At 67.3% G+C, this 14,371-nt stretch carries 16 protein-coding genes and 1 pseudogene; 8 read left to right on the forward strand and 9 right to left on the reverse strand.

Annotated elements, in window-relative coordinates; genetic code table 11:
- Positions 1-43: 43 nt before the first annotated feature.
- A complete protein-coding gene (locus tag OHB26_RS23060) occupies positions 44-394 on the forward strand; it encodes a nitroreductase/quinone reductase family protein (protein WP_330179340.1) in 351 nt (116 codons plus the stop codon).
- A 124-nt stretch (positions 395-518) separates the two neighbouring features.
- Positions 519-926 carry a hypothetical protein gene (locus OHB26_RS23065; protein ID WP_330179341.1) on the forward strand — a complete coding sequence of 136 codons (408 nt, stop codon included), beginning with the start codon at positions 519-521 and terminating at the stop codon, positions 924-926.
- Here the strand turns inward: OHB26_RS23065 and OHB26_RS23070 are convergent.
- The gene (locus OHB26_RS23070) at positions 892-1,350 is read right to left on the reverse strand and encodes a hypothetical protein (RefSeq protein ID WP_330179342.1); all 459 of its coding nucleotides are present in this window, start codon (positions 1,348-1,350) and stop codon (positions 892-894) included. The two genes, OHB26_RS23065 and OHB26_RS23070, sit on opposite strands and share 35 nt — an antisense overlap.
- A gap of 153 nt (positions 1,351-1,503) precedes the next feature.
- Here OHB26_RS23070 and OHB26_RS23075 point away from each other — a divergent pair, with 153 nt between their 5' ends.
- Positions 1,504-2,031 (forward strand): hypothetical protein, encoded by a 528-nt coding sequence (locus OHB26_RS23075; protein WP_330179343.1) that lies wholly within the window; start codon positions 1,504-1,506, stop codon positions 2,029-2,031.
- A 3-nt stretch (positions 2,032-2,034) separates the two neighbouring features.
- Here OHB26_RS23075 and OHB26_RS23080 read toward each other — a convergent pair.
- Together OHB26_RS23080 and OHB26_RS23085 are read right to left on the reverse strand one after the other, a co-directional pair.
- Positions 2,035-2,988, reverse strand: a pseudogene (locus OHB26_RS23080) (MFS transporter); the annotation flags it as partial.
- 12 nt (positions 2,989-3,000) lie between these two features.
- Complete coding sequence (locus tag OHB26_RS23085) at positions 3,001-3,339, reverse strand: MFS transporter (RefSeq protein ID WP_330179345.1); 339 nt, start codon at positions 3,337-3,339, stop codon at positions 3,001-3,003.
- A 276-nt stretch (positions 3,340-3,615) separates the two neighbouring features.
- Between OHB26_RS23085 and OHB26_RS23090 the strand changes: the two genes are divergently transcribed.
- Positions 3,616-3,942: a zinc-binding dehydrogenase gene (locus OHB26_RS23090; protein WP_330179346.1), complete on the forward strand. Its 327-nt coding sequence runs from the start codon at positions 3,616-3,618 to the stop codon at positions 3,940-3,942.
- Between the two features lie 33 nt (positions 3,943-3,975).
- Here the strand turns inward: OHB26_RS23090 and OHB26_RS23095 are convergent, their stop codons facing one another.
- The gene (locus OHB26_RS23095) at positions 3,976-4,215 is read right to left on the reverse strand and encodes a hypothetical protein (protein WP_330179347.1); all 240 of its coding nucleotides are present in this window, start codon (positions 4,213-4,215) and stop codon (positions 3,976-3,978) included.
- A 105-nt stretch (positions 4,216-4,320) separates the two neighbouring features.
- On the reverse strand, positions 4,321-4,977 hold the full coding sequence (locus tag OHB26_RS23100) for an SDR family oxidoreductase (RefSeq protein WP_330179348.1): 657 nt from the start codon (positions 4,975-4,977) through the stop codon (positions 4,321-4,323).
- Between the two features lie 79 nt (positions 4,978-5,056).
- Between OHB26_RS23100 and OHB26_RS23105 the strand changes: the two genes are divergently transcribed.
- Complete coding sequence (locus OHB26_RS23105) at positions 5,057-5,962, forward strand: LysR family transcriptional regulator (protein WP_330179349.1); 906 nt, start codon at positions 5,057-5,059, stop codon at positions 5,960-5,962.
- Positions 5,963-6,184: 222 nt separating this feature from the next.
- Here the strand turns inward: OHB26_RS23105 and OHB26_RS23110 are convergent, their stop codons facing one another.
- On the reverse strand, positions 6,185-7,390 hold the full coding sequence (locus tag OHB26_RS23110; RefSeq protein WP_330179350.1) for a PucR family transcriptional regulator: 1,206 nt from the start codon (positions 7,388-7,390) through the stop codon (positions 6,185-6,187).
- 283 nt (positions 7,391-7,673) lie between these two features.
- Between OHB26_RS23110 and OHB26_RS23115 the strand changes: the two genes are divergently transcribed.
- Both OHB26_RS23115 and OHB26_RS23120 read left to right on the forward strand, forming a co-directional pair.
- Entirely contained in the window at positions 7,674-8,321 is a 648-nt protein-coding gene (locus OHB26_RS23115; RefSeq protein WP_330179351.1) for a hypothetical protein, read from the forward strand.
- A 70-nt stretch (positions 8,322-8,391) separates the two neighbouring features.
- The gene (locus OHB26_RS23120; protein ID WP_330179352.1) at positions 8,392-9,045 is read left to right on the forward strand and encodes a hypothetical protein; all 654 of its coding nucleotides are present in this window, start codon (positions 8,392-8,394) and stop codon (positions 9,043-9,045) included.
- An 18-nt stretch (positions 9,046-9,063) separates the two neighbouring features.
- Here OHB26_RS23120 and OHB26_RS23125 read toward each other — a convergent pair whose 3' ends face one another.
- Both OHB26_RS23125 and OHB26_RS23130 read right to left on the reverse strand, forming a co-directional pair.
- Entirely contained in the window at positions 9,064-10,077 is a 1,014-nt protein-coding gene (locus tag OHB26_RS23125) for an NADP-dependent oxidoreductase (RefSeq protein ID WP_330179353.1), read from the reverse strand.
- 169 nt (positions 10,078-10,246) lie between these two features.
- A complete protein-coding gene (locus OHB26_RS23130; RefSeq protein ID WP_330179354.1) occupies positions 10,247-11,425 on the reverse strand; it encodes a L,D-transpeptidase in 1,179 nt (392 codons plus the stop codon).
- A gap of 836 nt (positions 11,426-12,261) precedes the next feature.
- On the opposite strand from OHB26_RS23130, the gene OHB26_RS23135 reads away from it, so the two are divergent.
- The gene (locus OHB26_RS23135; protein ID WP_330179355.1) at positions 12,262-13,197 is read left to right on the forward strand and encodes an LppP/LprE family lipoprotein; all 936 of its coding nucleotides are present in this window, start codon (positions 12,262-12,264) and stop codon (positions 13,195-13,197) included.
- 20 nt (positions 13,198-13,217) lie between these two features.
- Here the strand turns inward: OHB26_RS23135 and OHB26_RS23140 are convergent, their stop codons facing one another.
- Positions 13,218-14,345, reverse strand: coding sequence for a serine hydrolase domain-containing protein (locus OHB26_RS23140; protein WP_330179356.1), 1,128 nt, complete (start codon positions 14,343-14,345; stop codon positions 13,218-13,220).
- Between the last annotated feature and the right edge of the window lie 26 nt (positions 14,346-14,371).

The raw sequence follows: 14,371 nt of genomic DNA on the forward strand, positions 1-14,371 counted from the left end.
GCCGAAGCGATTTCGGTGCCCGCCGGTCGGTAGGCTGAGCCGTATGGCACTCACTTTGGGCTCGATCAACCGGAGCATGAACGGCGTGGTCGTCGCGCTCACCGAGGCGCCGGTCATCGGTGCGCTGATGCGGCGCGGTTTCGTGGTGGTGACCTATACCGGCCGCCGCTCCGGCAAGACCTTCAGTACCCCGGTGTTCTATCAGCGCTCCGGTGACAAGGTGACCATCGGTGTCGCCATGCCGGACAGTAAGCAATGGTGGCGCAACTTCCTGGGCGAGGGCGGTCCGATCTCGTTGCATCTCAATGGGGTCGACCGGAGTGGGCATGCCACGGCAGCGCGGGATGCGAAGGGGCGGGTGAGCGTTCGGGTGCGATTGGACCCGGCGATCTGAGGTCGCGGGACCCGGATTTTCGGGGGTTCGCTGCCGCCAGCCGCACTGATTCGCCTCCGGTGGGACGCGCCGGGCGGACCGGGGCGTCCCACCGGGGCCGGTGGCTGGGCTGGACCATGGATCCATGGTGACTACTCGGATTCGTCAGCGTTCCGCCTGCACCGTTATCGCGCTCACCGCTCTCGGTGCGGCGCTGGTATCCACTGCTCCGGCCGCTTTCGCGGCCGATACCATCGAGGTCCAGAGCGCCTCGGCCGATGCCGTAGCCGTCGACTACTCCTGTGCCGCCGATGCCGGTGTGACGACCATTCAGGTGCTGGTCGGTGATCCCAATGCCGATCATCCGTCGGCGCAGGGCACCCCGGTTACCCCGACCTGTGACGGCGGTCGGCATCAGGCCACGATCAGTCTCAGCGCCGCGGCCGGTGGTGGGCCGTTGTCCTCGGGGCAGACCGTGCAGGTGCGCGCCGGGCTGCTGGATGAGAATCAGATGGTCGTCAAGGGCACGGCGCGGGTCCTCGAGCTGGAATGAGGGTATTCAGGCGATGACGGTGCGCAGCAGGGAGACTCCCGCCGTCAGCGCCGCGCCCGCGGTGGACCAGGTGATATCGGCCGACTGGCAGGTCAGCATCACCACCGCATAGCGCAGTGGTCCGCCGGGTGCGGCGGCGACCAGGCCCGGTGGTGTCCAGGGTGGTGGAGGTGTCCAGGAACATCCAGCCCTGTTTGACGGCCCAGGTGTCGCCGGTGAGCGCGTCCGGAATGCCGAAGTACTGGTCGGTGCCGTCGGCGGAGATCTGGGTGGTGGCGCGCGACGCACCGAGGACGAGGGTGCGTGCGGGCAGTGGGACGGTGCGGTTGAGGTACTCCAGGACCTGCACCACATCCTGTGGGGTGGTGCGGGTTTCGTTTCGTGATTCAGCTGGCAGTTGGCTGTCAATCTGTGTCGACGCCACCGCAGGTAGGAGACCGTATGGTCTCATTTCGGTTGCACTCGGGTTCGGCTATCTGATGGCGAACTAGCATCGCTGATAGGTCGGGGTCGACCGCTGGAGGCAGTGATGTTCTCACGCCGCGAAACTATTCGAACTGCCCTGATAAGGGGTTCCGTGCTCGCCGGTTTGGGTGCGGGGCTCGCGCTCAATCCCTTGACCGCGCCCCTCGCGAGCGCTGACGCCGATTACGGCGGCGGGTGCGCCCTCTTCGATGGCGATCGTGCGGCAACCATCGACTCGCTGCGCTTCAGATGTTCGCCCGCGCAGCAGGACGATATCTTCCGCGATGCCGATCAGGGTGCGGTGCCGATGGGAGTCAAGAACGGCTGGGTGGTCCGCCCCATCGATATGCAGTCCTGGGCCCCGCTGATCTGGATCGGCAAGACCTTCTACACCGGACCGAACGGCGGCTATCTGCAGAACCGCATCACCGGCGCGGGCATCGAGGGGTGGCGCGCCGATGTGTACAGCGCGCCGGCCATTCTCGATGGTCGCCCGACCTGGGCGCTCAATTACGCGCCGTCGCCGACCCCGCAGGTCTATGACGAGATTCGCGAGATCACCCCGGGCGTCTGGTTCGGCTACTCCTGGTGGCGGGAGAACGGCGGCCAGGCCGCACTGCTGACCTTCGTCCTCACCTGAGCGCTACGGATGCGCCGCGGCGATCCGCGGCATGACCGCGACCGTGCCCGGGCAGGGCGCGGGGCAGGTGGCCGCCGCCAGCGCGGTGTGCGGACTGCGGTGCCGCAGCGATCCGATCATCGCGATGACTTGCAGCGCAATGAGAATCGCTCCGTAACCATAGGTGGTGGTCGCCAATCCCAGACTGCTCTGGCAGAGTCCGGCGATGACGGTCGGCACGCTCAGCGCCAGATAGCAGACCACGTAGATCGCGGTCACCACCTCGGCCCGATTCTCCGCCGGTGACAACCCGGTCAGCATGCGCAGCGCACCCGAAAACGAAGGCCCGAAACCGATTCCGGCGATAACACTGGCCGCGAAGAAGATCGCGGCGGAGTGCGTGGCCACGCCCAGCATGGCCACCGAGACGCCGATCACGAGCAGTACCGGACCCCGCCCCAACGCCTGATCGATGGTCCAGTCCCGGGCGAGTAGCGCGGTGACGGCCGAGGTCCCCTGTAGTGCGACCACCACCAATCCACCCGCCAGCGGGCTGTTCAGATGGAACTGCACCCGCATGAGCGCACTGCCGAGCGACAGGTACAGCCCGCCCAGCGCCCAGGTCGCGATGATGGACGGCATCATCGTGCGGAATGCGGCCCGAACCTGCGGTGGGACGGCGAATTTCGGCACCAGCGAGGCCAATGCGCGCCCGTCGGGCGTCACCGTCTCCGGAATCAGCAGCACGCCGATGCTGATCGCCACGAACGCCGCGACCAGCAGCCAGTACACCAGTTTGGTCGGTGCGGGCGCGTACGCCATCAGCAGGCCGGAACTGATCGCCCCCAGCGCCAGACCCCCGGCCGAGGCCGCATTGGTCATCAGCGCGCCCAGTCGGGATTCGGCGGGTTGCAGGTCGATGAGCGTGGCGCTGATCGCGCCGGTGGCCAGTCCGGTGGCGATCCCCTGCACCGCGCGGGCGGCGAAAAGTCAAGTCACCGAGTGTGCTTCGGCGAAGGTCAGGGTCCCCGCCAGCTCCAGCAGGACGGCGGCGATGAGCACGGGTCGCCGCCCGATATGGTCCGAGAGTGATCCGGCGAACAGCAGTGTCACCAGCAGTGCGAGGGTATTGACCGCGTATACGCCCGTCGAGACCAGCGGCGAGAAGTGCCACATCTGCTGGTACACCGGATACATGGGCGAGGGCGCGGCGGAGGCGAAGAGCAGCAGCGCCAGCGCCGTGGACAGCAGCCAGAACGCCGAGGATCGCGAGATCCGGTAGGGCGCTGTGGTTTTCGTGGCGCGGGTCGTTTCGGGAAGGTCCCGCATGGTCTCAGGCTCCCGGACTTCCGGTGGTTGGGAAGCCCCCGGCCGGATCGGCCGGGATCGCGGCGGGGACATCACGGGTGTATCGGAGACTCACCGCTCCAGCGTGAAAGTCGCGGTGCGCGCGATCAATACGTGAATCCCGCCGGATCGGTTAGGCGGGCTTATCGGTCGCGTACCCGGTGAGTGACCGCCGGTACGCCGGGTGACCCGGCCGACCGTAGGATCGGACCGCTCGGTTTGCTGCCGGGGGCGCCCGGCAAGGGGTGCACAGCACTATTGGTCGAACGGATTCAGGCGATTCGGCGGATGGCCCCGGGCGGTCACCTGGCCTGGTACGGCAATGTCGGTGGGGCGGCGGAGCTGCGGCTTTCGGATTTCTTCGGCCATGCCCGGGGTTGGAATGCCCATATCGTGGGCTTCATCAGCCCGGTGCCGGAGGAGACGCTGGGGGAGGATCTCGGCATTCTCGCCGATCTGGTGGCGGATGGCCGGCTGCGCCCGCATATCGGGCGAACCGACGATTGGATCAGAACGCCGGAGGCCTTCGTTGCGCTGGCGGATCGTTCGCTGCGCGGTAAGGCGGTGCTGACGCTCGGTCACTGACCCGGGCTCAGGGCCGGCGACCGAGCGTCGAGTTCACTTGCGCGAGTGGGTGATCCGGTGGTGTGCCGCCAGCAGGCGGGGCACCACCAGGTAGACCGCGCTGGGCACCACGACCGCGGTCAGGGCCAGCGCCCGCAGGACGGGCGGCCAGGTCGCGCTGAAGGGGGCCATCACCGTCATGCCCAGGGCCACCATCGGGAAGATGGCGAGCCAGGTGATCGCGGCGCGGACATGCACCGAGGGGGCTGCGACGGGGGTTGTGGTGACGGTCATTTCAGACTCCGTTCAAAACTCCAACCGTTTGGTTGCAGATGTGAGTAGATCACCTTCCGCACGCGTTTGCAACCATTCGGTTGGAGATTCTGTTCCGAGTTCGCGTCAGGCCAGGCGCCCACCACCGTCCACGTGCAGCGTGGTGCCGGTCAAGAAGGGATTCGTCAGTGCCAGCAGGGCCGCCGCGGCGATATCGGCCGGAGTTCCGATGCGGCGGGCCGGATTTCGCGCCGCCACCGCGGCGAAGAAGGCTTCCTTGGTGGGCCCGTCCCACGCGCCGGAGTCGACGATGCCGGGGGAGAGGGCATTCACGCGCAGCGGTGCGAGCTCGACGGCCAGGGCCTCGGCGAGGGTGGCGGCGGCCGCATTGGTGGCCGCCATGACAGCCCGTCCGGGCGCGGGGCGCCAGGCGGCCACGCCGGAGAAGAGCAGCATGGCGCCGCCCGGGCGGAAGCGGTCCGCGAAATGCTTGGCGAGCAGGATCGGGCCGATGACCTTGGCGTCGAAGGCGCGATGCACCGCATCGCGATCCAATTCGGTGACCGGGCCATTGGCATGGTCCGCGGCGAGCGTCACCAGATAGTCGAGTTCGCCGACGCGTTCGGCCAGCGCCCGAACGGACTTCTCCTCGGTGAGATCGACTTCGGGACGGCCGACCGAAATCACCTGTGCGCCTTGGTCGGTGGCATCGGCGGCGATTCGCGCGGCAATGCCGGAGCTCGCGCCGATGATCACCAGGGTCTTGTTGTCGAGTGTTGTCATACCCCGATCAGCGCTGCGGCTCGCCGCGATCATCCCGTCGTGATCTGAGGGTTTTCCATGGAACCCATAGAATTCACGAATGCCAACTCTGCGTGCCCTGGAAGCCCTCGTCGCCGTGGTGGATGCCGGATCGATCACCGAGGCGGCGGCGCGCCTGCATATGTCCCAGCCCGCGCTCTCGCATCAGCTGGCCGCCCTCGAGCGGGAGATCGGCGCGCCGGTGGTGGAGCGCCTGCCCCGGGGCGTCCGGCCGACCGCGGTGGGCCGCAGCGTGCTCGCCGATGCCCGGCTGGCGCTGGCCGCCGTGGACCGCGCCGTGGCGGGCGGGCGCGCCACCGCGCGCGGCGAGGGCGGGCAACTGCGCCTGGCCTGTGCCGAGAGTCTGACCGCCGGATTGCTCGCGCCGGTCCTGCGCGGCTGGCTGCGCCGAAATCCACTGGTGCGCTTGGCGCTCACCGAGACGACCAGCGCTGACGAACTGGCGCGCCTGATCGATTCCGGAGCGGTCGATCTCGCTATCGGCCCGCGGCCGAGCCGTTGGACCGGTGGTACCGAGGTGGTCGGCGTCGAGGAGATCGTGGCCGTACTGCCGCACGATCATCCACTGGCCGATCGTGATCACCTCACGCTCGGGCAACTGCGCGATCAACCGCTCATCCACTACCACCCCGACAATGGTCTGGCGGGCTGGCTGGACGCACAGGCCGCCCGCCGGGAGGTGGAGTTCACCGTCGCCATGCGTACCCGCCAGGCCGCCACCGCCGCACAACTGGCCGCCGCCGGTGTCGGCATAGCCCTGGTCCCCACGACGGCCGTGTCCGCCGGACTCCCGGCCGCCCTGCGTCGCCTGCGACCGGAGCTGAGCCGCGAAATCGTCTGTCTGCTGGGCACTCCCGGCGATCCGCTGGTGCGGGCCTGCACCGCGGCGATACAGCGCCGCGGCATTTCGATACCCGCGGCGATCGCCACGAAACTGACTCCCTGAGCCGTGCGGCATGAACTTACGCCCCCGGCGTCCCGGCGCCCGCAACCCGGTCATCCTGGTGCCTGCATCCCGGCGCGCCTTTGGCCGGGATCCATTGAAACCTGGTGGGCCATAACCTGTGTGGAGCCCGGCCAAAGACGCGCCGGGATGACGGGGTGAGGCCGGTCCGGAAGCGGTGGCCCGAGTTCGGGACTCGGGCCACCGCAGGTGTATGAGACTGTCTCAGTGCGCCGTCGCGGGGTCGCCGAGGATGCGGCGGGCCTCCAGTGCCAGGTGGATTTCGGTGGCGGCGCGGGGTTCGGTGAGGCGGCGGCCGGTGAGTTCGGCTACCCGATTGATGCGGAAGCGCACGGTGTTCCGGTGGCAGAAGAGGGCGGCCGCTACGGCCGAGACCTCGCCGTCCTCCTCGAACCAGGTGCGCATGGTTTCCAGCAGGACCTCGCGATCGTGTTCTGGGAGAGCCAGGATCGGACCGAGGATCGAGCGGGCCAGGGCGCTGGAGACCTCGGGGGATCCGGCCACCAGCACCGGAATCAGCGCATCGTCGTAGCCGAGTACCTGGTGGGAGCCGGGCTGCGTTGCGGCACAGGCCAATTCGGCCTGCCGTAGTGCTGCCGAGGCGTCGACCAGGGTGCCGAACGTCGAGCTGATCCCGACCCGGCCGACGCTGCGTTCGGCGAGCAGCGCCCGCAGTCGGGGTTCGGTGAAACGTGTTGTGAGAGCGATAATTCCGATATGGCTGTCGGCCCGAACCCGCCAGGCCGAGGAGACTCCGAGCATGGACAGGCCCTTGTCCACCCCGGGGAGTGCCTCCGAGGCCGCGGTGCCGGTGGTGGAGGCGACCACCACATAGGAGCCCTGTGCGGGAATGCCGAGCGTGCGCGCGAACTCCCATAGTCGGGCCCCGTCCACCTGTCCGGAGAGCAGGGCGTCCAGGGCGGCATCGTGCGCGCGGGCATCGCGGCGCAGTTGTTCGGCGACCGTCTCCTGATATCCGTCGGTGAGCGCCTGCGAATAGTCGTCGACCAGCTTCCACACATGGGAGGCGATATCGAGGAGTTCGCGGCTGGCCACGGGATCGTCCCCGGCCATGGCGAGTAGTTCGTCCCAGACCACACCGGAGCCGATGCGGTAGGCGCGCAGTACCGCGGGGAGCGGGACACCGGTTTCGGCTCGGCGATGGCCGGTGCTGCGTGGGGCGGCGATACCCGCTTCGCGGCGTCCGGCCAGATGGCCCAGGATGGATTCGAGGTTGGCGCGGTTGGCGCGCCGCAGGTCCTCCGGCGTCACCGCGTGCAGACTGCCGTAGACCGGTTCGGCCCGTTCGATTTCCGCTGCTACCCGGTCGACCACATCGTCGATGCGCTCCAGCAGTGCTGTGCTGGCGCGTGCCACGAACCCTCCGGGCAGGGTGTTCGGGGTGTTCATGGCAAGTGATCGTACCGTCCAGAATTGTTGCCGTGCACAATACGGACATAGTTCCGCGATCGATTCGTCCCGATTCAGCGGTTATTCGAGCGTTCTCGGGCATGAGTCACCGAATTGTGCTGTGCGCGAGCACAGTTCCGCATCGGTCGAGGTTATCTCGGCGGAACGCACCCCGTTTGGTAGGACCATTCGACCGCTAGCGGAGCCCTGCATGTCGTCATTGCGCGTGTTCCCAAGGGATAGCGCACAATTGGAGTCTCCGCTGTGGGATCAGAGGATTGTTATGAACGCGTACAAAGGGCTGATCACCGCTCTGCTGGCCCTGGGGGTGGCGGCGGGGTGTTCGACTCATCCGGCGAACCATGCGGCACAGGTGGTTTCGGGGCCGTCGGCGAAGCTGCAGCAAGTGACCGTACCGGTCGGTTCTGGCCCGGGGCGGTACACCGTGCAGGCCCAGCCCGCGCCGGGCACCTGCCATTTCGGCAAAACCTCTGATGGGCAACCACTTCCGGACCCGGTGTGTACTCCCGGGGCGACCAACCCGAACGTGACCGCCGCCAATCTGGCCGACACCATCTGCAAGTCCGGCTATACCGCCTCGATTCGGCCGAACTCGAATATCACCGGTCGCGAGAAGGAGGCGAATATCAAGTCCTACGGCTACACCGGTGATCCGAGGGATGCCGAGTACGACCATCTGATCTCGCTCGAGCTGGGCGGCGACCCGAACGATCCGCGCAATCTCTGGGTGGAACCGCCGTCCCCGGACCACAAGGCCGGCGGCGGCACCGCCAATCCCAAGGACCGCGTGGAGAACCAGTTGCACAGTCTGATCTGCTCCGGCAAGGTCGCGCTCACCGATGCGCAGGGTGCCATCGCCGCGGACTGGACCACGGCACTGGCCGTCATCGGTCATCCCGGCGGGAAGTGACCGCCGTATCGCGCGGGCCCGCCCGCTGAAACCGTGCCTGCGCGCATGATCGCGGGCTTACCATCGACCAATGTCAGCCCCGCGGGGCGCCTCGATGATGATCGAAGGTCGGGTCGTCCACAAAGTCTCCAATGCCCTGCAGATCACCTTCCAATCCGGACCGGGGGACCCGCTGGCCGTCGGCGTGCAGGGGGCGGGGGACGGGCTCGGCGGCAAGATGGCCGTACTCTTCGGATTCAAGAACGGGGGGACGGGTCGGCACCGGATCACCTATGCCGATGGCTCGGTGGTGTGGGTGCGGTCCAAAGATAGCGCTCCGACCGTGCTGAGCCGCGAAGACGGCACAGCCATCGGCGCCATCGAGCGTGCCGACACCTCCACGGCGGTGGGGGCCACCGCCGGAACGCTGCTGCATTTCGTTCCGGCCGACGACCCCAGGACTCCCGAACTCTTCCGGCTGCGGATTCTCGATCGCATGGGTGCGGAGTTCGGCCGCCTCGATGTGGTGCGCACCGCGGGTGGTTGGACGCTCGGGCAGATCGCGAACGATCTGAACGAGACCTATATCTGGTGGGATCGCGCCGGGCAGCCGCTGGCCACGCCCATTCTCGGCACCCGGCTGATGCTGCGGCGCGCCCCGGACGCCACCGAACGCGATGTGCTGCTCGGGGCGTGCGTGGACATCACCCTCGGGCTGCGACCGTATGTCACAGCCATGAAGTGAAAACTATTACGGCACAGTTCAATCCGAGACTTTGATACTCAACTTCCCGAGGTTCGTCCCGGTCAGCAGACCCTGGAACGCGGAGACCGCGTTGTCCAGGCCGTCCACCACATCCTCGAGATAGGTGAGCCGCCCCTGCGCGATCCAGCCCGCGACATCGGGATGGAACTCGCCGAACTGGTCCAGGAATTCGGTCTGGATGAAACCGCGCACGGTCAGGCTCTTGCGCAGAATCAGCGACATGAGCAGGCCCATGCGATCCGGGCCGGGCGGCAGTTCGGTGTCGTTGTACGAGGCGACCAGGCCGCAGACCGGGACGCGGGCGAATTTGTTGAGGCGCGGCAGCACCGCGTCGAGCACCGCGCCGCCGACATTCTCGAAGTAGACGTCGATACCGTCCGGGGTCGCGGCGGCCAATTGTTCGGCGAAATCCGGTGCGCGATGGTCGATGGCGGCATCGAAGCCGAACTTCTCGCGCAGCAGCGCCACCTTGCGCGGGCCACCGGCGATGCCGACCGCGCGAGCGCCCTTGATCTTCGCGATCTGACCGACCGTCGCGCCGACCGGACCGGTGGCGGCGGCGACCACGACGGTCTCACCCGGTGCGGGCCGACCGATGGTGAGTAGGCCCGAGTACGCGGTGAAGCCCGGCATGCCGAGTACGCCCAGTGCGGTGGTGAGCGGTGCGGCGGCGGGATCGAGCTTGCGCAGATACCGTGTGTACTCGACCGAATGCGTCTGCCAGCCGCCGTACCCCAGTACCACATCACCCGGCCGCAGCGCCGGATCGTCGGCTTCGATGACCCGTGAAACCGTTGCCCCGCACATGGTTTCGTCGATCTCCACGGGCGGTGCATATGAGGGCGCGTCACTCATGCGGCCGCGCATATACGGATCCAGCGACAGGTACAGCGTCTGCAACGACGCCTGTCCCGGCCCGGGTGGCTCCAACTCCATCGTCTCGGTCCGGAAGTTCTCCGGCTGCGGCATACCCGTGGGACGCGATGCCAGCACGATGCGAGTGCTCTTCATCGGCACGACCTTTCGATGGGCGACGGCCTCATTGTGGAACATGACCGCCCACGCCGACCCGGATTGGAAGGCGTGTCCCGCTCAGCGAGTCCCGCGCTGTCGGTCCGATGCCGGGGGCGCGGCGCGCCAGGTGTCGAAACCGGTCATGATGTGACCGCGGCGTAGACGGTTACCTGGCGCTACCCGCGACCCACTCGTCCCAGGGCACGCCCCAATCGCCGTTCTGCCAGACCTCCAGCGGCGCACCGCCGGTATTGCGTACCTCCACCACATCACCCGGTAGCGCGTAATCGAAGAACCAGCGCGCGTTCTCCGAGCTCAGGTTGAGGCAGCCGTGTGAGACGTCCTGGCTGCCCTGCGCCCAGATGGTGGAGTCCAGCGCGTGCAGATAGATGCCGTCGGTGCTGATGCGGGTGGCCCAGCCGATGGCCTCCTTGTAACCGAGCCGCGAATTGATCGGCAGCCCGTAGGTCGAGGAGTCCATGATGACCGGGTTGGCCTTGTCCATCACCGTATAGACGCCCGGCTGGGTCCAGAAGGTAATCGTCCGTCCCGCAATGGTTTCGGAGCCGCCGCGCCCCATGGAGGTGGGCATGGAGCGAATCAGATTGCCGTTCTCGAAGACATCGACCATATGGGTGTTGTCATCGGCGATGGAGACGTGCGCGGGACCGATGACGAAGTTGACCCTGCTGTCTTCCTGTCCGAACAGTCCCGGCCCGACCTGCACGCCGTAGATGTTCGCGGCCACGCTGATCTTGGTGCCCGCCCGGTAGTAGTCCCGCGGCCGCCAGTGCGCATTACGATTGTCCATCCAGTACCAGACCCCGTCGACCGGCGGATCGGCCTTGACGATCAGGCGTTTCTGCGCGGCGGCGCGATCGGTGATGTCCTCGTCGAAGTGCGCGACGATCACCGTGCCGACCCCGTAGGTGCCGCCCTCGGCCAGCGCCTCACCACCGGTGGTGTTCAGGTACACTTTGGTCTGGTTGGCGGGCTGGATGGTGGTGAAGGTCGAGGTGACCGGTCCGGTGAGACCGGTGACGGCCATACCCTCGGCCTTCAGCGTGTAGGTGCGCCCGTAACCGAGCTGGACATTCGGTTTCCACGCCGTCTTATCGGGCGTGAAGGTGCCGTCGATGACCCGGCCCTCGTCATTGGTGAGCGAGACCGTGGTGAGTACGCCGCTGGCGGTGCTCACCTCGACGGGGGCCGAGGGATCCACATCGCCCGCACCCTGCGCCGGGGTGACGGTGATGGCCGGTGTCACCGGCGTATCCGGTACGGGTGTGCCATTGGGCGTAGTGGAGGAGGAGCACGCCGGAATCAATACGATCAGCGCGGCCATGAGACACGCACCCGCCGATGATCGAAAACGGTGGAGTGGCACAGGCTCTCCCTCCATCTTGTTACTGCCCAGCCTAGTAGACCATCTTGCGTTTGCATTCGTTCTCCGGCGCCGTGGCGAGACGCGCGAGCGCACACCGTCACCGACTTGTTATGTCACTTCAGGGTTTGGTCCGTCGGTGGCGAAGGAGGTGGAGTGGCAGGGGCGGCGCAGTCGATCGGCGGGTGCGTCCAGCCGGAGTTTGCGGCCCTGATGGGTGTAGACGCCGGAGACGCCGACCGCGATACCGTTGGCACGCCTGATGAATTCGTTGACCGCGCCGATATCGAAGGCAACGGTGCCGCCCTCGGGGAGATCCGCACCCGCGGCGACCGGGCGTCAGGAGCCGGTATTGGGTTCCAAGGTCGATTGGGCCGCAGGGGAATTCGATTCACCGTGCGCTGCGGAGGTGACTTCTGTTCGGCCCCATCGATCTCCGCCGCCCGCACCGGAATCGATCCGAAAGCGTTCGGCTCGCCGCGAAGCGAGCCGAACGGTCGCGTTCACCAGCCGGAGCCGGAACCACCCGATCCGGTGTTGGCGAGGATGGTGCCGATGACCATCTGGGCGAGCCCGGCGATGGAGCCTAGAAATTCCACAGTGTCCTCCGATAACCAAAAGCCGATTGTCCGGCCTAGGCGAACCTAGCCCAGCAACCTTTTGGAAGATGTCCGTTTCATAAAAATAGGTAGCGGGCGGATCGCCGGTACCGGTCGGCCGTGCCCATACTTTCGGGGTTGCAACGCCTTTCGCCCCGGACGCGACAGACTGGGTAGTGCCGAGTCGAGAGGACGCATATGAGACGCATGATCGGCATCATCGCCGCGGTCGCCGCGGTCACCCTGGTGACGGCCTGCCAGGACGATGGGACCACGCCCGCACCGGGTGGATCGTCGGCGTCGTCATCGGTCACGGTGGCCCCGCCCGGCTCCGCTCAGCCGTCGGCCACCCAGCCCACACCGCAGTCCCCGGGCACTACGCAACCCACCGGCAACGATGCTCCAGCCACCGCCGGAAACGGCAGATGCGTGGATTTGAACTCCCCGGTGGTCACCGCCGCCCTGGGCAGACTCGGCCCCAATGTCGGCGGCGACGGCTTCTACGCCGACAGCGGCACCGAGGCCGCCGTCGGCTCCTGCCCCACCCTGCTGTGGGTACTCGCCGGAACCCCGCGCGGCACCGCCAGCTCGCCCTGGCAGGTGATGCTCTTCAACCACGCCGGTTATCTCGGCACCGCCACCAAGAACTGGACCGCCTACACCACGGTGGTCGGCTCCTCCGACCGCAGCGTCCAGATCCAATATCGCTGGCTTGCGGGCCAGGACGCCAGCTGCTGCCCGTCGGGCGGCCCGGTGGTCGTCACCCTCACCCTCGGCTCGGACAACCACACCGTAACCCCCGACCGCGACTTCCCCACCCAGGCAACGGATCCGAACTCCGGCACCGCCCCACCCGTCTGCCCGGTCTCCAAATCGGTCCTACTCGCGGCCCTGAAGGGCACCGACATAGAGTCCCGCCTGGCCAAGCCGATCGAGTTGGAAGACCAGATCGACTGCTCCGGTGACTGGGCCATGGCGCACAGCGGAACCCATGACAACACCGTCAACCGAGCCCAGGTGCTGTTCCACTACGTGGCAGCCGACGGCGGCTGGAAACCGGTGGATCTCGGCAGCGCCCTGCGCTGCACCGAAATCGGCGTCCCGTCCGATATCGCGACCAAGATCTGCCACTGACCGGGTGAATGCCGCTGCGCTCACCCGCACAGTGCGTGGGTGAGCAGAGCGCTGAGATCCGGAGCGGCGACGGTGCCGGTGTAGGAGTAGGTGATCGCCCTGCCCGACGCGGTGGCGCCGGCGATCGCGGAGAAGCCCTGGACGCCACCGAGGTGGCCGACAAACTGTGCGCCGCATGGCAGTTGGGTGTATCCGATGCCGAGTCCATACGACATCCCGGCACCCTCGCCCATATCGACGCCGTCGAGCATCTGCGGTAGCAGGGCCGGTGACACCACCCGGCCATCCAGCAGCGCGGCGTAGAAGCGATTCAAATCGGCTCCCGTGCTGACCAGCGCACCCGATGTCCACGGCATAGACGGCTCCATCATCGTCTCGTCGGTCACGGTGCCCTCGACGGTGGCGTAGCCGATCGGATGCGGTTCGCGCAGGCCGGTTTCCCCGGTGCCCGGCAGGTAGGTCTCGGACAGGCCGAGCGGGGTCACGATCCGATCGCGCAGCTCATCGGTGTAGCGGCGCCCGGTCACCGCTTCGATCAACATCCCGGCGACGAGGTAGTTGGTATTGGTGTATTCGAATCGGGCACCGGGCGCGAACCGCGCGGGTCGCCGTAGGGCGAGGGCGATCTCCTGCGCGGGGGTGTAGGTGACACCGCCGCGCGCCGCCTCGTACTCGTTCAGCCCCGCGGGTTCGATCGGCTCGGGTAGCCCGCTTCGATGACCCAGCAGCTGGCGCACGGTGATGGCCCGCCCGTCGATCCCGTCGCCGACGAGCAGACCGGGCAGATAGGCCTCGACCGGCCGATCGAGATCGACCCGGTGTTCGGTCACCAGTTGCAGCACGATCGCGGCGGTGAAGGTCTTGGTGATACTCCCCACCCGGACATGCTGGGGACGATCGGTCGGAATCGGCGACCGCGCGGCGATATCGGCGAGACCGGCGGACAGGACGGTCGTGACACCGTTACCGGTGAGCGTGGCAAGCGCCCCGACCGCGCCGGAGCGGATCAATGCGTCGAGATCGCCGCGCACGCTGTCCACACGAGCGGTTTCCGACGGTTGAGCGGAGGATTCGACCGTGCCGGTCGAGCAGCCGGACAGCAGCATCGCTACTGCGCAGATCGGGATGACGAAGGCTGGGGTACGCACGGTCCGACGGTAGAAACCCCGGTCCC

This window comes from Nocardia sp. NBC_01503, assembly GCF_036327755.1.
In the GTDB taxonomy this organism is placed as follows: Bacteria; Actinomycetota; Actinomycetes; order Mycobacteriales; family Mycobacteriaceae; genus Nocardia.